Genomic DNA, 18,979 nt, shown 5'->3' on the forward strand with positions numbered 1-18,979 from the left:
CTTGCAAGCGCTCGGCCATCTGCCACTCATGGAGCGTCAGTTCCGGCATTCCCGTCGTTGCAAAGGCTTTAACCTCAATGAAGCGGGTCTCAGAATCAGAGCGGGAGATGAGGTCGTAACCGAGAAACTGTTGGCTGACGTCTTCAGGTTGCCGACCTTGGGAACGCTCGTGATCCATCGCTATCTTTATCCCAGCCTCTTCAACGCGCCGCTTCATCTCTTCCTCGTCACCGGTAGACGGTGGAACAACAAGGGTTTTAGGCACGATGAGAGCGATGGCTTCCAGCTGTGGTTCCATCGGTGTCAGCTGTCTTTCCCGCTCCAGTGCATTCAGCCGTTCCTCGTATTCTCGGATGAGCGTTTTAAGGTTCTCCTCTTCCTGCTGGATAGCCAACCTCATGTCTTCGCCGGAAGCACGACGGTGGTAGTCAAAGAGCTTCTCCTGCGATTCCTTTACGAGGGCGTCGTAGGACATTTTTAGCCATTGCTTCTTAATGGTGTATTCCCTTTCACGACGCTCTTGGGCCTCCGCCAGGAAGGTTTGCAATCGGTTCAGCGAGAAGGAACGAGTAGATTCGTAGGCATTGGGTAGGGAGGTAAGGAAATCATCGGGAATGGAAGCGTCGCCAGGAAAAGGTTGCAACTCCCAGAGCATTCGCGGGTCTACTTCCCGGACTTCACCTGTCTGGCGATCGTGAAAGAGGGTGAGGAGGCGTTCCAGGACAGGGCGTTGGGCACCATCTTGAATTTGTACCCGGTAGAGCCAGAGTGTTCCATTCCGTCCTTTTTCGTCCATCAAAATCGTGCGAACGGGGCGGTTTTTGTTCAGGCAGTGGTCAATCAGGGCTTCCAGCAAGGGATGGCCTGGAGCAAAAAATTCGGCATTCTCCCTACGAGCAATTTCCCGTTCAAAGGCGACCCGTATCCCTCGAACAAAAGCTTCGTCTTGGAGTCCGTGTTGCCTAAGGAACTCGCGAGGGACGCTGATGCGGAAGACTTTGGGGTGACGACGGTCTTGGGTTATCTGGCCACCAACGGTTTGAACGGCAAGACGAGTGAACCGCTCCACATCCCAGGGTACCAGCCGCCAGAGGAGCGAATCGGTATTTCCCCTTTGGACGACGGAAAGGTCAATGTGGTGGCTGGCAAGAGCATTTTCTTGCAATATGCGCTGGAACTCTTCAACACGCCGGCTGATGTCCACCTCCAGCACCTGTTCTAACTCTGGGGCATTGCCTTTCAGAATGGCCTGCATAATCAGGTCTTCCAAACGGACACCTTCCAGCAGAGTGCCGATGACGTCATAAACAGTGTCGCCAAGCCGCTGGCGCATGAGCTCCAGTTTCTCCATCAAACGCTCTAACACTTTTCCTTCACGGGTGTCGGGATGGAGTAAGTTGAAGATGAAGCAATCACGCTGTTGCCCGTATCGGTGAATTCGTCCCATGCGTTGCTCTAAGCGGTTGGGGTTCCAGGGTAAGTCGTAGTTAACCATCAATCGGCAGAACTGCAAGTTGATGCCTTCGCCCGCGGCATCGGTAGCGACCATGACCTGCACTTCGTCGCGGAAACGCCTTTCTTCCGCGACGCGAGCTTGGAGGTTCATTTGCCCATGAACAACGGCACAAGGAAAACCCCATTCTCGAAACCGTCTCTCCAGAGCGGTGAGGGTGTCCTTGAACTCAGTGAAAACGAGCAATTTCTCGTCAGGGTGGCGGCGTAGGCGTTCCTCGGCAACGCGGCGTAGCTCTTGTATCTTTGCCTCCTCACCTGCTCTCTCTGCTTCCAGGGCCAGCCGGATCAGCCCGTCCAGCTCTTTCAGTTCTTCTTGGAGTTCCTCAAGAGTTCGGGCAGCAGTGAGCCCTTCCAGTCGCTCTTGAAAGTTCTCCCACTCTTGTGCCGTCATCTCTGCCAGATCCTGAATGGCATCCTCATCCCATTCAGGCAGGTCTTCCTCCTGTTGTCGCCGTTCCCATTCGTGCAGGAGTGATTGCAGTTTGCTTTTTCGCCGGCGCAAGGATTCACGAACGGCATAGAGGCTGGACGAGAGACGGCGCTGCAGGACGGTCAGTGCTAAAGCTACATTACGGCTGCGTCGGTCTTTCTTGTCGGCAACGTTTGCATACCACTGTCGGACATAGTTGGTAACGGCATCGTAGAGGAGCTTCTCTGCTTCGGTGAGTTGCACACCGAGGGTTTGCACCGTTCGCTTCCGAAACAGTTTTCTTCCTTGGAGGTCAACAACTTGCTCTTTGGTGCGGCGGAGCACGAAAGGCAACCCTTCTGAGCGAGCCACCGCCTTTAGTTGCGTTGGATTTGCAAAGAGACGGGGTTCTAAAAGACTCAGCAACAGGAAATAGGCGTCATCATCGCCTTTATGAGGCGTAGCAGTCAGGAAGAGCAAGTGAGTCGTTTTCGAAGCAATTGCTTCACCCAGTTGATAGCGTTTGGTCTTATTGACTTTTTGCCCATAGCGAGTTGCCGAAAGTTTATGGGCCTCGTCCACTATAACCAAGTCCCACCACTGACGAGCGAGGAGTTCCCGCACTTCTTCTTTACGGGCGAAGTCCATGGATACCAGGACTTGTGGGTTACGCTCAAAAAAGTCGGCAGCATAAAGGCTACTGAGCAGTTCCCGTCGGAGGATGACGAAATCCTCTCGGAACCAGTCTTGCATTTCCCGCTGCCACTGATCCTGCAAGTGGGCGGGAACGATGAGCAATACCCGCCTCAGCAACCCCCGCGCTTTCAGTTCCTTCATTACCAACCCTGCCATAATGGTTTTACCCAAGCCTGGGTCATCTGCCAGAAGAAAGCGAATACGGGGCATCGGCAAGATATGCTGGTAGACAGCATCCACTTGGTGGGGCAGAAGGTCCACCTGCGTGACGCTGATAGCGTAATGAGGGTCAAAGGCATAGGCAAGGCGCATCCGAAAGGCCTCCAGGAAGAGGAGGAAGATGTCTCGTATCAAGGCATTTTCTTGAAAACCCTCCCAAGGACCTGGTAACTTTTGAACCCTTTGCGTTAGTTCATTAACCCCCAGTACCAACCGCTGCGCTCTCTGGGATGGGTAAAGAATGATACCCAATATGACTTGATTATCCATCTGCTGAATCAGGAAAACCTCCGCCTCCTCCTCGAACGGGACGATACGGATGCGGTCACCCGGCTTGAGTGGCAACATCATCTCATCCCCTTTCATGCTTTCTCGGTTTGTTTTCCAGATGACTGCCACGGGATTCCCCTGCTTGAATACCTTGCCTAAGGAACGACGCACCAGGTGTAAGTCTCATCGTTGATCCGGGTGAAGACAGAGTCGACCCGTGCAAGAGTTCCCGGCACAAAAACAGGCGGTTACACAGGTAAGTGAGGTAGGAGTGGATGCCAGTTTTCCAAATCCAAGTGTCACAGTAAACCTTGATTTGCTCGGGCTCGTGAGTGAGACCTTCGTCTGTGTCTTTGATGTCCTGGCAATCAGCACAGGGCTTGAAGTTTGAAGCCATCCGCACCTTGCCCTTCAGAAAAAGGGATTCGTCGCACACGGAGACAATTGACTCAGCCCACATTGTGCCAGTAAAGAAAGAGATTGCATCACCTCGGTTGCGAACCAGAGACGAGGCTAAGGATGGCCTTGGTAGAGTTGCATCTACCAGGGGATTACTCTTTTGGTAAGCATCGACCTGTTGGGAGCCAGAAGCGCTACCGTCCTGGGGATTTCCCTCCTTCACGGCACCTGTAACCCTCCTCAGCTGGCTACTCCCAGGAGCTGTTACGTTTTTGACGGAGCTTTTCCATAATTGTACCAGAAAAGGCTGGTGAGGTATTTTTGTCTCCTTTCTCTGGAGAGAGCCCTTTTGCAGGAGACTCGCGCTAACATCCCGTGCACGTGGTGAGCATAATCGTAAATTCATCCACTGGGTAAGGAGAGAACGTTTGCGTTTCAGACACGCCGATCCCCCTGGATTCACCTGGTCCCTTTAGACCCTTTTGCATCATTTGTGCACCTTTCTTGCGTCCTTTGTTTCTTTGCTGCGGCGTGGCGATTCCTGGTGTTTTGTGCCGATCCGCTGCAGAATACCTTCGGTTACCAATTCTCCAAACTCCGGAGTGGCCGTTCGTTCCTTTACGCCACAAGGTCCTGGTATTCCCTGTTGCCGGTACTTTCATGCTCTTTTCACATGCATCATGGCCTTTATCTACTGCTCGTTCAGTGCTATTTTGTGCAATCGTTCTGATGTACATGGGTTTTTCAGAAAAGTAACGAGCAAGCCCTCTCTTGGTGGGTGAACTCTGACCCTGGAGGCCTTGTTTCCAGCGAGGAACCCGCGATGCACGTGGTACCAGTTTCCCAGCGCTCAATGATACCGGCGGGGTAAGAGGCCTGAGCAATGAGCAGATTGCGCGGGACCGACGAACGTAGGTCATAGAGTGCATTTGACATAAGCGAGGGAGGTAGTATGCTTGGGTATATGCCGTGCTATAATGGATGAAAGTGGGTTCAGAGTTGCGTTCTTTATCAGGGAAATCTTCGTTTTGATAGGGAACCCGAGGAACTGTGCCTGAAGCTTAAAAACCGAATGATGTTCGTCCGGTAGGGACCACAAGCGGTCAAAGTTATGGGATTATCAAAACCGGCGAAATCCAACCCGAGCCCGAGAGGAAGGGATCTTGGCGGTTCGAGTCTGTAAGAGCTGGTCGTATCGGATGGGCACTGGAAGTTGGCAACGGGCCAGGGTTGTATCCTTCGCGATCTGGCATATATAAAGTCCCCCGGTAGCCATCAGGGAAGGAGGGGAGATTGGTGCAGAGGTACCCATTCGGCCAGCTCGGCGGAGAGCGCGATTCTTATAAACCGGAGAAGGGTCACATCCCCCTGCGAGGCCTGGAGAAAATCGCGGACATCGGCCCCGGCACCCACCTTTGCCTCCTCTACCGAGACGAAGAGGAACGCCGGGCTGTGCTCACGGAATACGTCTGCCAGGGGTTTGAGACCGGTGAGCGTGTGATGTGCATCGTGGATGCCTCAAGCGCCCACCAGATTCGAGAGTACCTTCGCGGGGTAGGGCTCGATCCTCAGGAAGCCGAGCACCGTGGCCAGCTCCGGTTCCTCACCCCCGACGAAGCCTACCTACGTGAGGGAACTTTTGATCCCCGGGGGATGATTGCCCTCCTCAGGGAGGAGACGCAAGAAGCACTTACTGCCGGGTTCACTGGGCTTCGTGTCACGGGTGAAATGGGCTGGGCCCTGCAGGGCCTCCACGGCTCGGAGCGCCTAATTGAGTACGAGGCCCTCCTGAACGAGTTCTTCCCTGGTTCGGCCTGCACCGGGCTTTGTCAGTATGACGTCCACCGGTTCCCACCCAAAATCCTCCTTGATGTCCTCCGCACCCACCCTGTGGTCGCAGTGGGGACCCATTTCCACGAGAACCCGTTCTACATCCCGCCTGGGGAGTTCCTCCACGGAGCCACGGACGAGGCCATCCTCGCCCGTCAGCTTGGGATCCTCGAAGAGCGCTTGGCTCTGCTCAATTCAATTCGGGAACAAACCAAGGCTCTAACGGAACGGGTGAAAGAACTCTCCTGCATTAGCCGACTGCGGGAGCTGGCGATGCGCGAGGACCTCTCGGTCCCGGAGATCCTCGAAGCTTCCCTTCCCATCATTCGCTCGGGCTGGCGTTGGCCGGACCTGATCCAGGTGCGAATTGAGTTCGAGGGAAAGGTTTTTGCCTCGGCGGGTTTCACCGAGAGCCCCTGGCGGAAGACTGCACCGCTTCGACGAGGAGGGGCGGAGGTTGGAAAAGTAGAGGTGGTCTACCCCGACCCGCCTCCGGAACGAGAGCCGTTCCTTCCCGAGGAGGAAGAGCTTCTTACGAACATCGTGTATCATCTGAACCAGCTTATCGAACAGCGGCATGACCGGGACCGGCTGCGCTACCTCAACTCCATTCTCCGGGCAATCCGCAATGTGAACCAGCTCCTTGTCCGGGAGAAAGATCGCGACCGGCTGCTTCAGGAGATTTGCAAAGTTCTTGTGAGCACCCGGGGGTACTTCAGTGCCTGGATCGTGCTGTGGGGTGGGGATGGTAACTTCGTTGCCACCGCTGAAGCTGGCCTGGAACAGGATTTTCTTCCCCTGCTTGAGCAGCTACAGCAAGGGAAGAGGCCCCGCTGTGCTGAGATGGCCCTTGAAGGGGTGGAACCTGTTCTCATCGAGAACACCCTTTCCACCTGTGGTGGTTGCCCCTTAGCCTTGTGGTATGGTGGGAAGAAAGCCATGGCCGTGGGGCTGAGGCATGGTGAGAAGGTCTATGGACTTCTGACTGTTTCTATCCCTGAGGGTGTAACCGTGGGCGAGGAGGAACGGAGCCTGCTCAAGGAGGTGGCCGGGGACATTGCCTTCGCCCTCTGGGCCCTGGATTTGGAGGAGGAGCGCAGGAGGTCGGAGGAGGCCTACCGTTCCCTGGTCGAACATTCACTCCAGGGCCTGGCCATCCTCCAGGATGGGCGGGTGGTGTTTGCCAATTCCGCCCTCGCTGAGCTCAGTGGATACACTGTTGAGGAACTGCTGGCGCTGTCGCCAGAGGAGGTTCAGGCCGTCGTTCATCCTGATGATCGGGAGAGGGTACTGCAAAGGATGAACGACCGTCTTGCAGGAAAGGAAGTCCCTCCGCGGCAGGAATTTCGCTTCTTCCACAAGGACGGTACGGTACGCTGGGTGGAGACTCTTGCCAGCCGCGTGGAGTACCGGGGACGGCCAGCCATTCAGGTGGCTTACGTCGACGTCACCGAACGTAAGCGTGTGGAGGAGGAGCTGCGGAAGAGCGAAGAATGGCATCGACTGCTCCTCAGCTCGATAACCGATGGGTGCTGGGTTCTCGATAGGGAATGGCGCTATAAGCTCGTCAACGAGGCTGGGGCTCGCCTTGTGAACATGACGCCCGACCAGTTATTGGGACGCAAGTTGACCGAATTGTTCCCCGGCGTGGAAAAAACAGAGTTCTTTGCTGCATACAGCCGGTCGATGTGGGAGAGAACGACGGAGCACGTCACTGCCCCCTTCACTCATCCCGATGGTAGAACGGGTTTTTACGAAGTTGACGTGTATCCCGCTCCTGACGGAATTCTGTGTATCGGACGGGACGTTACCGAGCGCAAGCGGGTAGAGGAAAGGCGGGCTCGGCTTGTGCAGCGTCTGAGCATCCTCCACCAGGTGGCCCAGGAAGTGCTTCAGGAGTTGGTGGAGCCAGAGCGGGTCTATGAGGCAGTGCACCGGGCCGTGGCCGAGCTCATGCCTGCCGAGGCCTTCGTCATTGCCCTTCGCACCGGGGAACGGGAAGCTGAGGCCGTGTACCTGGTAGACGAAGGCGGACACCACCCTCCTGAGTCCATACCCTACGGTGAAGGCCTTACGTGGTACGTTCTCTCCACTGGACGCAAGGTGTTTGTTTTGGACGCAGCTGAAGGCATCCCGTTCAGGGAACGCCGGTTTGGCAGTAAAGAGAGGAGCGTGCGCTCCATCCTGGCCGTACCGCTCCGGGTGAGGGAGAGGGTGATCGGCATGCTGTCCACCCAGAGCTACGGTCCGGGCGCTTTCACCGAAGAGGACCTGCAAACCCTGGAGATGCTTGGTGCTTATGTGGGTGTAGCCTTGGAGAACGCTCGGTTATTTTCCGCCCTGCGGGAAAGTGAGGCCCGTTTCCGCAGGCTCGCGGAAAACGCCCCAGACCTCATCTACCGCTATCGCCTGAGGCCCGAGCCCGGCTTTGAGTACGTGAATCCCGCCTCAACCCGTATTGTGGGTTACACTCCCGAGGAACACTATGCCGATTCCGAGCTCGGGATGAAGATCGTTCATCCCGAGGACCGCCCGGTTCTTGAAGCCCTGCGCCAAGGGGGAGAGTTTTTCTACAGGCCCCTGCAATTCCGCTGGATTCACAAGGATGGCCACATTGTCTGGGCGGAGCAGATCAACATCCCTGTGTACGACGAGAAGGGCGAACTCGTGGCCATTGAGGGGATCGCTCGCGATATCACCGAAAGGAAGAAGGCTGAAGAGGAGCGACTCCGCTGGGCTCACGCCGTGGAGGAGGTACTTTATCAGCTGGTGAACGTCCTTTCCTCGGCCATAGAGCTGCGCGATCCCTACACGGCTGGGCACCAGCGCCGTGTGGCGGAGCTTGCCTGTGCCATTGCCAAAGAACTTAGGCTTTCTGAGGAGCAGATGCGGGGCCTGCGCGTAGCCGCCCTCCTTCACGACGTGGGTAAGATCCTGTACGTCCCCATCGAAATTCTGAGCAAGCCCGCCAGGCTCACGGAGCTCGAGATGGCCCTCATTCGTGAACACTCCAGGGTCGGGTACGACATCCTGAGGAAAGTGGATTTCCCCTGGCCAGTGGCAGAGATCGTGTACCAACACCACGAGCGCCTTAACGGTTCAGGTTACCCACGAGGGCTTCGAGGTGACGAAATCCTCCTTGAGGCCAGGATTTTGGCTGTGGCTGATGTAGTGGAGGCCATGAGTTCCCATCGGCCTTATCGGCCAGCCCATCCTCTGGAAAAGGCCCTGGCAGAAATCCGGGAGAACGCGGGCAAACTCTACGATCCCGCGGTGGTCGAGGCTTGCCTACGCGTTTTTCAGCGGGACTTTAAGTTCTCCCCAAGCGCATAGGTCATTTCTCGTCAGTGGCAGGTTTGATGCGCACCACAGTGGAGGCACAACCACCCAGGGCTTTCTCATGGCTTGCCGTCCTGGTTTTTACCGTGTTGTGACCGATGAAGTTGTGTTCTGCCTTGGGCTATGAGGAGTTTTCCGCACCTACACGAGATTCTTATGGTAAAGCGTAGCTGTGTTCGTGAGTGGGGCCGATACTTGGGTAGAGCTTTTGAACCCAGGCTCAGAACGGCAGGCCGGACAGGAAGGGAGAGTGATAAAAAACCCGCTGTGATACGGCAGAGAATTACTAGTGTTCTGCTTTTGCCTTAAATTGCTCCCATCCATCGGGAGGTTTTGTTGTTTCTTGAAAGTGACACATAGGGTTTTAAAACTCTCTTTGGGAATCGGGGCTGGGGAGGTCGTACAGCAGCACTGGGAAATTGCGGGGGCAGTCTTTGACCATGACACGACCCGGCTTGAAGAGCTCGTTGAGACCCATCTCCGTCAAAAGGAGTATCCTGAATACTTCAAGTAGGGGGAAAAGTATGGACAAAATGCGCTGGAACAGGTTCGAAGAAATGGTTCTCGGGAGGGAAAATCGCAATCCTCTTGTGGCTCTTATCGTCGACAGTCCCTGGATCCGGCAGGAGGTGGAGTATCACCAGGAACCTCGGGAGAGAACATAGCCGTTCTTGAGGAAATTGCGGCATCCCTGTAGCTTCTGAATCAGGCCTCCTCAAAGGGAGGCCTTTTCCTTAATTCCTCCCCCAATCGATACCGTGGTAACCTCAAGCACAATGTCCTTCCCGCTTCTTCGTATGGCTTCTTCAACAAGAAGAACAATCCCGAAACAGCAGGGGACTTCCATGCGGAAGGTTTCGATGCGACGAATGCTGTTTCGGCGAAAAATTTCGGCGAGTTTCTCTGCATACCCTGCGGTGGTATCGAGTTTTGGACAGGCGATGAGGACCCGTCGTCCCTTGAGGAATTCGTGGAAATGAGGAGTTGCAAAGGCAGTGCAGTCTGCAGCGATAACAAGTTCCTGGTCTTCGAAGGGATGGAGAGGCGAGATGAGTGCAATCTGCAAAGGCCAATGGAATGCCTCGTGGTGTGGAGCACTGTGGGGGCATCCGGCAACGGTCTTCTCCACCAGGCGTATGGCTCCCTGGGGACATTGGGGAATGCAGCTTCCGAGGCCGTCGCAGAAATCAGGTCGGACAACCTTTGCTTTGCCGTCCACGAGGGCAATGACACCCTCATGGCAGGCGCTCACGCATTGCCCGCATCCGTTGCACTTTTCTTCGTCGATCTCTATGGTTTTCACGATTGGCATGGCTATCCCCCTTTCACTCTTTTAAGTACTTTAATACCTAAATTGGGAAATGTCGAGCCCGGCAGAAGAAACCGGGCTCCTCGCGTTCTCAGCGGAGAGTTCGCTCTCTAATGACCTTCTGGTAGAAGAAAAAGCTCTTCTTGGGAAGACGTTTGAGGGTTTGGTAATCCATGTAGACAAGACCAAAGCGTTTCGACAGCCCAAAGGCCCACTCGAAGTTATCGATAAGACTCCACACAAAGTACCCTTGAACCGGATGCCCTGCTTCAAGGGCTTGATAAACCCAGAGGAGATGGTCCCGGAGGTAGCTTATGCGGCGATCGTCTTCTACGGAGCCGTCCTTTGGGACGTCGGGTGAAGCAAAGCCATTTTCGGTTATGTACATCGCCTGAGGACGGTACTCTTCGCTCACTCGCTCGACAGTCTCGTATATGCCCCTTGGGTAAACTTCCCAGCCCATGTCGCTTTTTTCGGCGTATGGATTTTCCACGTGGGCGACCTCAAGGACCGGTTCAGGGCCTTGGATTATAAGGTGTCGGGAGTAGTAGTTGATGCCTAAGAAGTCAAGAGGTTGCGCAACGAGTTCTTGCTCTTCCTTTGAAAACGGCGCTACCGTGAATCCCTTTTGCTTGTACCAGGAGAGCATGTCCTCGGGGAACTGCCCAAAAAAGAGTGGGTCGAGGAACCAGCGGTTGAGGTAACCGTCGAAACGTTTAGCTGCCTCTTTATCGGCATTCTCCTCGGTTTTCGGGTACACAGGGGCGAGGTTCAAGGTGATGCCGATGCGACCTCCAGGATTCTCTTCCCGAAAAACTTGCACTGCAAGGCCATGGGACAAGAGGAGATTTCGGGAGACGGCAAGGGCAGCCTGGAAGTCCTTTTTCCCGGGGGCGTGACGTCCCTCATAGTTGCCGACGAAGGCAACAACCCAGGGTTCGTTGTGGGTAATCCAGAGGTCTACTTTTCCCTTAAGGGCCTGGAAGACAATTCGGGCATACTCTGCAAAAGCCTTGGCGGTTTCTTTAGCTTCCCACCCTCCTTTGTCCTGGAGCGCCTGAGGAAGGTCCCAGTGGTAGAGAGTTACGACCGGGCGAATTCCCGCTTTCTGTAGGCTTTCGACAAGCCTCAGGTAGAATTCGACGCCTTTCTCGTTGACCCGTCCCTGGCCTTCGGGGAAAATTCTTGGCCAGGAGATGGAGAACCGATAGGCATCGACTCCGAGCTCCTTCATGAGGGCAATGTCCTCTTCGAAGCGGTGGTAGTGGTCACAGGCCACATCCCCAGTTGTCCCATCAAGAATCTTCCCCGGGGTGTGGGCGAAGCGGTCCCAGATGCTTTCTCCTTTACCATCTTCATTCCAGGCTCCCTCAATCTGGTACGCTGCTGTGGCGACTCCGAAAAGAAAGTCCTTTGGAAAGAAACCGAGATACCCCATATTGTATCCCCCTTGTTTTGTGGTTTGTCGCCGATTTCTTTTAAAGGGATGAGAACCCTCAGAATGGCCTTCTTGGGGCTTCTTGCCCCATCAAGTTTCGGTATCTCCTGGAGGGGAGGATTTATGACCTTCAGAACGAAGAAGTACAAATCCTCTGAACCCGGCTCCCGCACCCAAGAGGGTCTCCTGCCTGAAGAGGCAACCAGCGTCGTGGACCTTGCCGTTACCCGAAAGCCCCTGCTCTGAGAGGAGGGGTGAAGGCCCCTCCTCTCAAGCCTTGACCTCTTCGAATTCGAGCGCCGTCTTTTCGTTCATCTCCTTGAGAATTTGAGCGTTCTCCTCACCCCGATCCGGGAGCGCCAGGTAGTACGACTCTTCTCCCCGCACCTTGTAGAGGCGGACACTTTCCCCCAGGTCCTTCGCCTTCTCGAAAGCTTCGGCTGCGGATCCGCATACTAAGACCCGTCCTCCTGCTTTCGCGGCGAGGTCCTTGAGGTCCTTCATCTGCCACCCCTTCATGCCCCCACCTCCTCCCCTCTATTGTAGCGCTTTTAGCGGAGCGTGGCGACAACTTCTGCAGGGAGAACACCCCGCACAATGGAGGCAAGGTCAATGTGGCCGTTGGAGACACAGAGGGACCGGCTCACGTAGCTCCAGGATTTTCCCGAAAGCTCCTGCACCACGCCTCCTGCTTCCTCCACAAGGCACACCCCTGCGGCGACATCGTAGAAGGACACCCCAAGCTGGAGGTACCCTTCGCACCTCCCACAGGCGACGTAGGCGAGTCCCAGGGCGGCACTCCCAAAGGAACGCAGGGCTTGGCATTCGGCAAGGAGGTACTCGTAAATTGGAGCCATGACTTCAAAGCGTCGCCTCATGTGGGGGAATCCGGTGATGAAGATTGCCTCATGAAGTGCGCTCACCTGGGAAACCCGGATTCTCTCCCCGTTCAGGAAGGCCCCTTCTCCTCGGAGCGCAAAGAAGAGCTCCCCAAGAGCTGGGGCAAAGAGGACTCCAAGGATTGGCTTTCCCTCGAGGAAATAGGCGATGGAGACCGCATAGAAGGGAAGGCCGTGGATGTAGTTACTCGTTCCGTCGATGGGGTCAATCACCCAGCTGTGGGAGAAGTCCTGCAGAGGCTCTCCGCTTTCTTCTCCCCAGATGGTGTCCTCTGGAAAAGCCTTGTGCAGGGCTTCGGCAATGTACCGCTGGGCTTCTTTGTCCACCTCGGTCACTACATCGATGGGGCTTGATTTGGTTTCAATGCGCCCGAGGTTGTGGGTGCGGGAGAGCACGAATTTCCCGACGTCCTGGGCTATGCGTTTTGCAGCTTCAAGACGTTCCTTGAACACTCCGTCACTTCCTTTCATGTTCCAAGGTATGTCCCCATGGAGCGGGCAATGTCAAGAAGAGGCGAGTCCTGGGGAACAGTTTTAAGGCAAGCGATGGCCTCCTCAATCCGGGTGGGAACGATGTCCTGGCCCCGCACGGCGGGGAAGTGCCCAAATTTTCCTTCTGCCACAAGGTCCACGGCCATCGCCCCAAGGCGGGTGGCTAAGACCCGGTCAAAAGCGGTGGGTGAGCCACCCCGCTGGAGGTGTCCGAGAATCACCACCCTCGTCTCAAGGCCGGTTTTCTCCTCAATGGCCCTTCCGACCACATGGCTCACACCCCCAAGCCGAATCTGGTCGTGGCTTTCTCGCACAATCCGCTGGACCACCATATCTCCACCAAGGGGTTTTGCTCCTTCAGCTACCACGACGATGCTGAAGCGCTTCCCCTTCCTCCGACGCTCGAGGATGAAGTTGCACACTCCCTCGGTGTCGAAAGGAATCTCGGGGATGAGGATGACGTCGCCGCCTCCGGCGATGCCCCCATGGAGCGCAATCCATCCTGCGTATCGTCCCATGACCTCAACGACCATAACCCGGTGATGGGACTGGGCGGTGGTGTGAAGTCGGTCGATTGCGTCGGTCACCACGTGCACTGCCGAGTCAAACCCGAAGGTGATATCGGTGGCGTTGAGGTCGTTGTCAATCGTTTTGGGAACACCCACGACTGGGACACCAAGCTTTACAAGTTCCGAAGCAATGTGGAATGTCCCGTCGCCCCCTATGGCGATGAGGGCAGAGAGCCCAAGCTTTTCGAAGTTTCCAAGGAGGTCTCGGGAGCGATCCTCGAAAACCACCTCGTCTCCCCGGCGGACTGGGTACCGGAAGGGATTTGCCCGGTTTGAGGCTCCGAGGATTGTTCCTCCCAGGGGGAGAATACCCGAGACATCGTTGTACTCGAGGTTTCGGAATCTTCCCTCCACGAGTCCTTCGAATCCGTCGAGTATCCCTATGACCTCGTAGTCGTACTTGAGAATGGCCCGCTTGACCACCGCATGGATGACCGCATTGATTCCGGGACAGTCACCACCGCCACTTAAGACACCAATGCGACGCTTCATGGCTCACCTCCGCACGAGAGCTACTGCTCGGGTAAAACTCGAATCGATTCCCCGAGCCTTATAGGGGAAAGCGATGAGGAAGAAGGGATTTTCCTGAACCGCTTCGAGATTTGCAAGGCCCTCAAGGAGAAGGATGTGAGCCCCAAGGAGAATTTCATGGAGCTTTCGGGTTGCTTCGACATCCTTCCCAAGGCGCACGGAATTGTCGATACCGAGCATCTTCAGTCCCTTTTCCCGTATCCAGGCGGCAGCCTCAGGGGTGAAGCAGGGGAGAAGAGTCCGGTCTTTCGTTTTCTGCACCTTGGTGATTACCTCCTTGTCAAGGTTTCGGGCGATGAGAATGTCTCCTGAGGCCACTTTTCCCTCAAGCTGCTCGGCAAGCATCTCTCGGGTTATGGAACGGTCTTCAGGAACTTTCACAAGGTCGAAGAACCAGGCTCTCCCCCAGAAGGCCGAAAGAGGGAAATCGACGAGATCTTTTCCTGTCTCGAAGAAGTGGAGCGGTCCCTCAAGGTGTGTTCCCACGTGCGTATGGGTGGAGATGAGGTACTTGGTCGTCGCATCGTGGAGGAGGGCATGGGTTGTCACGAAGGGTCGCTCCTCCGTTCCTGGAGGAACAACTTCCATTGAGAGGTCTACAAGGGTGTACGCTTCAAGGGGCAGCATGGGTTCACTTCCTTTCAAGCGAGATCGTTGGAAAACTCTTCTCTGTATTTTACAATATTACTAAGCACGCGAGTCAGGAGGAGCCTATGCTCTCCTCAACTTTCTGTCACGTCCCTGCGGTAGGAGAAAAAACGGAGCGGCACATCTGGGAAGCAGGGATATGGAGCTGGGAGGATGCCTTCTGTACTCCTTTTTTCGAGCGTTCCTTCCCGAGGGCCTTTGTCTTCCAGGTGCGCTCCTTTCTCGAGAGGTCGCAGAGGCGCTTAGAACGGAATGATGCTCGCTTTTTCGAAGAGCACCTCCCCCGAAAAGAGCTCTGGCGCCTTTTCCCAGAATTTCGCCATACTGCTGTTTTCCTTGATATTGAAACCACCGGTCTCAATCCACCTGATGACTATGTCACCGCCATCACCCTCTTTGACGGGTACCACATTAAAACCTTCGTCCGGGGGATAAACCTCAAGGATTTCCTTCCTGAGGTCATGAAGTACCGGGTCATCATTACGTTCAACGGAAAATGTTTCGACCTCCCCTTTCTCGAGCGAAGCCTTGGAATACGCCTTCCTCACGTGCATCTTGACCTCCGCTACATTCTGAAGAGCCTCGGGTTCAGTGGAGGGCTTAAGGCCTGCGAACGGGCCCTGGGGATTGACCGGGGAAAACTCCGGGGCGTTGATGGGTACACGGCGGTACTCCTCTGGCGGAAGTACCAGGATGGGTGTCCTGAAGCCTTGGAGACCCTCCTGGCGTACAACGTCGCCGATACGGTGAACCTCGAGCGCCTCATGGTCTTTGCGTACAACGAGAAAATCCGTCATCTCCCCCTCCCTCAATCTCCGCTTCCTGAGCCCCGGAAGAAAATCATTGTTCCCTATCGGGTTCACGAGGAAATCCTCGATGAAGTTTTCCACGAACGTCTCCGAATGCTCTCAAGGAAGGGAGAGGTATTTCAGTGAGCATCGTTGAAGCCATTGCACGAGGGGATATTTCTGATCCCTCGTTTTTCTTAGGAATGCACAGGGAAGGAGAGGCTGTTGTCGTTCGAGTTTTTCGTCCTTTTGCGGAAAAGATTGCCGTCCTCTCCCTCGATGGAACCAGACGCTTTGAGGCCGAGCGAGTGCACCAGGAAGGCCTCTTTGTGGCCACCGTCGGCACAGGTGATCCCTTTCCTTACCTCCTTGAGATTATGGAAAATGGACAGGTCTTCCACCTCCCTGACCCCTATGCCTTTCCTCCTCTTCTCACCGATTTTGACCTTCACCTCTTCAATGAAGGGACTCATGCCCGGGCTTATGAGAAGCTCGGAGCCCATGTGCTCGAGGTCCAGGGTGTCCGGGGGGTGCACTTTGCAGTCTGGGCGCCCAATGCCTTCCGGGTGAGCGTGGTAGGGGACTTCAATCGCTGGGATGGTCGGGTACACGTCCTCCGTCCCCGGGGAAGCTCTGGGGTTTTCGAGCTCTTTGTGCCGGGAATCGGAGAGGGGGAAAAGTACAAGTTCGAGGTGAAAACGAAAGAGGGGCATCTCCTTCTGAAAGCCGACCCTTATGCCTTTTTCTCCGAGGTCCGCCCAAAAACTGCTTCTGTTGTTTTTGACCTCTCGGGATTTCCCTGGGGGGATGGGGAATGGATGGAACGCCGCCAGAGCGTCAATCTCCTCTCTTCCCCGGTGAACATCTACGAAGTGCACTTAGGGTCCTGGAAGCGGAAGCCTGATGGTTCTTTTTTGAACTATCGGGAAATTGCCGAAGAACTCGTCGCGTATGTGAAGGATATGGGGTACACCCATGTGGAATTCCTGCCTGTGGCTGAGCATCCTTTCGATGGCTCCTGGGGATACCACGTTACCGGGTACTTTGCCCCCACGAGCCGCTTTGGGAATCCAAAGGATTTCATGGCCCTGGTGGACCTCTGCCACCGCCACGGCATTGGGGTTATCCTTGACTGGGTCATTGCCCATTTCCCAAAAGACGCCCACGGTTTGGGGAGATTCGATGGCACCGCCCTCTACGAGCACCTCGATCCCCGCAGGGGGGAACATCCCCACTGGGGGAGCTACATCTTCAACTACGGCCGCTGCGAGGTGAGGAGTTTCCTTCTTTCCAACGCCTTTTTCTGGTTTGCAATCTACCACATCGATGCCCTACGGGTTGATGCGGTTGCCTCCATGCTCTATTTGGATTACGGGAGGAAGGAGGGGGAGTGGGTTCCCAACCGCTTCGGGGGAAAGGAGAACCTCGAGGCCATAGACTTCTTGCGCTTCCTCCACGAGCGGGTGTACACCGCCTTTCCGGGAATTGCCACCATTGCCGAAGAGTCCACTGCCTGGCCTGGGGTGACACTCCCTCCCTACCTTGGGGGACTCGGGTTCCTCTTCAAGTGGAACATGGGCTGGATGAACGACATTCTCCTTTACATGAGCAAGGACCCTATTTATCGGAAGTACCACCATGGGAACCTTACTTTCCCCATCTGGTACGCTTTTTCCGAGAACTTCATCCTTCCCCTGTCCCATGATGAGGTTGTCCACGGGAAGCGGAGTCTCCTTGAGAAAATGCCCGGGGATGACTGGCAGAAGTTTGCCAATCTCCGGCTCCTTTTGGGGCTCATGTTTGGGTACCCAGGAAAGAAGCTCCTCTTCATGGGAGGGGAATTTGGGCAGCGTCGGGAATGGAACCACGATACGGAACTCGACTGGTTCCTCCTTGACTTTGAACCCCACAGGAAGCTCCACCGTTACGTCCGGGACCTCAACCACCTTTACCTTCGGGAAAAATCCCTCTGGGAACTCGATTGCCGGCACGAGGGCTTCGAGTGGATTGACTGCAACGATGCCAAGAACTCGGTCATCTCTTTCATCCGAAAGAGCAAGGACCCCAACGATTTCCTGGTTTTCGTCCTGAACTTCACCCCTGTTCCTCGCTTTGGATACCGGGTGGGTGTTCCCCGGGAAGGTTTCTACGAGGAGATTCTGAACAGCGACTCAGAACTCTACTGGGGGAGCAACTTAGGGAACCTGGGAGGGGTGTGGACCGAGGCCATCCCTTCCCATGGCCGGCCTTTTTCGCTCTCTCTTGTTCTCCCTCCTCTTTCATGTTGCATCTTCAAGTGGCGGGGCGTATAGGGGGGCATACGAGGCGGCCACCCGGCAGGCTTCGTACATGCTCTCGTAGCGCACGATTCCCTTTCCGGCGATGTCAAACGCCGTCCCGTGGTCCGGGGACGTTCGGATGAAGGGGAGACCAAGGGTGACGCTCACGGTTTTGAAGAAATCAAGGCACTTCGTGGCGATATGACCCTGGTCGTGGTAGAGGGAGATAACTGCATCAAACCTCCCCTGGTAGGCAAAGAAGAAGACCGAATCCGCCGGATATGGGCCGGAAACGTCGTACCCTTCATTCCGAAGCGACGCCACTGCTGGAGCAATTTCTTCCTCTTCTTCTTTTCCTAAGAGTCCTCCTTCTCCGGCGTGTGGATTGAGGGCTGCCACCGCCACCCTGGGGTTTTGTACCCCTAAGGCCTTGAGGTAAGCAAAGACGCGCCGCACGAAAAGGGCAAGGTTTTCCTTTTTGATGCGGGCAATTGCCTCCTTGAGGGGAACATGTCTCGTAAAGAAGAAGACCCGCAGATTCCCCACCTGGAACATGGTGAGGGCCTCTTTGGCTTTGGTGAGAGCCTCAAGCATCTCGGTGTGACCTATGTACGGAACAGAGGCTGCATGGAGCGCCTCTTTGTTCACCGGAGCGGTAACTAAAGCATCGGCAAAACCAGAGAGCACGATTTCCACCGCCTTCGCAACGTAGGCAAAGCTTGCCTTCCCATTCATTGCCGAAATCTTCCCCCAGGCGAACGTCTCCATGTCGACGTTCCCAAGGTCAAGGAGGAAGGGGCCTTCGCCTTCAAGGGGGAAGCGGGCTTCTTTCCAGGGAATCGTAACCCCGAGAATCCGCTCGGCCTTGGCAAGGACTTTCCGGTCTCCCACCACAAGAGCCCGGGCATTCACATCGAAATGGCTCAGGGTTCCGACCACGATTTCCGGTCCAACGCCGGCAGGGTCTCCCATGGTGATGGCAAGAACTGGGCTCTTCATTTCCTCTCCCTCCTTAAGGCCGATAGCCTCCGCACCCCCTCTTCAACCTCTTCCCGCTTGCGGCAAATCGATATCCGCACAAATCCCTCGCCACTTTCTCCGAAGGTATCTCCTGGGGCTAAGGCGACGCCCTTCTCCCGAAGGAAGGTCTTGCAGAACTCAAGGGAAGACATACCGAATTCCCGTACATCGACCCAGATGTAGTACCCACCCTGGGGCTCGAAGAATCGGAAACCCCCTTCCCTGAGAATCTCGGAGGCTACGGCCACATTTTGCCGGTAGTAATCCACCATTTTCTGAATTTCCTCTTCCGGAAGGTCTAAGGCGATTTCCGCCGCTTTCTGGGAAAG

13 protein-coding genes are annotated in these 18,979 nt (G+C 55.6%); 4 read left to right on the plus strand and 9 right to left on the minus strand.

Annotated elements, in window-relative coordinates; genetic code table 11:
• The coding region (locus H5U36_03060) for a DEAD/DEAH box helicase family protein (GenBank protein ID MBC7217152.1) at positions 1-3,238 on the minus strand (3,238 nt) is incomplete at its 3' end.
• 1,566 nt (positions 3,239-4,804) lie between these two features.
• On the opposite strand from H5U36_03060, the gene H5U36_03065 reads away from it, so the two are divergent.
• Complete coding sequence (locus H5U36_03065; protein ID MBC7217153.1) at positions 4,805-8,671, plus strand: PAS domain S-box protein; 3,867 nt, start codon at positions 4,805-4,807, stop codon at positions 8,669-8,671.
• A 349-nt stretch (positions 8,672-9,020) separates the two neighbouring features.
• Complete coding sequence (locus tag H5U36_03070) at positions 9,021-9,191, plus strand: hypothetical protein (protein ID MBC7217154.1); 171 nt, start codon at positions 9,021-9,023, stop codon at positions 9,189-9,191.
• A 201-nt stretch (positions 9,192-9,392) separates the two neighbouring features.
• Here H5U36_03070 and H5U36_03075 read toward each other — a convergent pair whose 3' ends face one another.
• From H5U36_03075 to H5U36_03100, 6 genes are all read right to left on the minus strand, one after another.
• Complete coding sequence (locus H5U36_03075; GenBank protein ID MBC7217155.1) at positions 9,393-9,989, minus strand: 4Fe-4S binding protein; 597 nt, start codon at positions 9,987-9,989, stop codon at positions 9,393-9,395.
• Positions 9,990-10,077: 88 nt separating this feature from the next.
• Positions 10,078-11,424: a beta-glucosidase gene (locus H5U36_03080; protein ID MBC7217156.1), complete on the minus strand. Its 1,347-nt coding sequence runs from the start codon at positions 11,422-11,424 to the stop codon at positions 10,078-10,080.
• A 270-nt stretch (positions 11,425-11,694) separates the two neighbouring features.
• On the minus strand, positions 11,695-11,943 hold the full coding sequence (locus H5U36_03085; GenBank protein MBC7217157.1) for a hypothetical protein: 249 nt from the start codon (positions 11,941-11,943) through the stop codon (positions 11,695-11,697).
• Positions 11,944-11,975: 32 nt separating this feature from the next.
• Positions 11,976-12,776, minus strand: coding sequence for an inositol monophosphatase (locus H5U36_03090; GenBank protein ID MBC7217158.1), 801 nt, complete (start codon positions 12,774-12,776; stop codon positions 11,976-11,978).
• Between the two features lie 14 nt (positions 12,777-12,790).
• The gene (locus H5U36_03095) at positions 12,791-13,876 is read right to left on the minus strand and encodes a 6-phosphofructokinase (protein MBC7217159.1); all 1,086 of its coding nucleotides are present in this window, start codon (positions 13,874-13,876) and stop codon (positions 12,791-12,793) included.
• A 3-nt stretch (positions 13,877-13,879) separates the two neighbouring features.
• Entirely contained in the window at positions 13,880-14,542 is a 663-nt protein-coding gene (locus tag H5U36_03100) for a cyclase family protein (protein ID MBC7217160.1), read from the minus strand.
• A gap of 86 nt (positions 14,543-14,628) precedes the next feature.
• Here H5U36_03100 and H5U36_03105 point away from each other — a divergent pair, with 86 nt between their 5' ends.
• Both H5U36_03105 and glgB read left to right on the plus strand, forming a co-directional pair.
• Positions 14,629-15,498, plus strand: coding sequence for a ribonuclease H-like domain-containing protein (locus H5U36_03105; protein MBC7217161.1), 870 nt, complete (start codon positions 14,629-14,631; stop codon positions 15,496-15,498).
• Positions 15,489-17,663, plus strand: coding sequence for a 1,4-alpha-glucan branching protein GlgB (glgB, locus tag H5U36_03110; GenBank protein ID MBC7217162.1), 2,175 nt, complete (start codon positions 15,489-15,491; stop codon positions 17,661-17,663). Before H5U36_03105 ends, glgB begins: the two co-directional genes overlap by 10 nt.
• Here glgB and pdxA read toward each other — a convergent pair.
• Both pdxA and H5U36_03120 read right to left on the minus strand, forming a co-directional pair.
• Positions 17,631-18,629, minus strand: a complete 999-nt coding sequence (gene pdxA, locus H5U36_03115) for a 4-hydroxythreonine-4-phosphate dehydrogenase PdxA (protein ID MBC7217163.1) — start codon at positions 18,627-18,629, stop codon at positions 17,631-17,633. The genes glgB and pdxA overlap by 33 nt on opposite strands.
• Positions 18,626-18,979, minus strand: a 354-nt coding sequence (locus tag H5U36_03120) for a pyridoxal phosphate-dependent aminotransferase (protein MBC7217164.1), incomplete at its 5' end; no start/stop codon positions are given. The genes H5U36_03120 and pdxA, both read right to left, overlap by 4 nt.

Origin of the sequence: Candidatus Caldatribacterium sp. (assembly GCA_014359405.1) — a bacterium.
Classification (GTDB): Bacteria; Atribacterota; Atribacteria; order Atribacterales; family Caldatribacteriaceae; genus Caldatribacterium; species Caldatribacterium oleiphilum.

Bases quoted from the DNA above. Each gene is read 5' to 3' on its own strand.
- H5U36_03075 (MBC7217155.1), bottom strand. From the start codon at position 9,989: ATGCCAATCGTGAAAACCATAGAGATCGACGAAGAAAAGTGCAACGGA.
- H5U36_03080 (MBC7217156.1), bottom strand. From the start codon at position 11,424: ATGGGGTATCTCGGTTTCTTTCCAAAGGACTTTCTTTTCGGAGTCGCC.
- H5U36_03085 (MBC7217157.1), bottom strand. From the start codon at position 11,943: ATGAAGGGGTGGCAGATGAAGGACCTCAAGGACCTCGCCGCGAAAGCA.
- H5U36_03095 (MBC7217159.1), bottom strand. From the start codon at position 13,876: ATGAAGCGTCGCATTGGTGTCTTAAGTGGCGGTGGTGACTGTCCCGGA.
- H5U36_03100 (MBC7217160.1), bottom strand. From the start codon at position 14,542: ATGCTGCCCCTTGAAGCGTACACCCTTGTAGACCTCTCAATGGAAGTT.
- H5U36_03105 (MBC7217161.1), top strand. From the start codon at position 14,629: ATGCTCTCCTCAACTTTCTGTCACGTCCCTGCGGTAGGAGAAAAAACG.
- pdxA (MBC7217163.1), bottom strand. From the start codon at position 18,629: ATGAAGAGCCCAGTTCTTGCCATCACCATGGGAGACCCTGCCGGCGTT.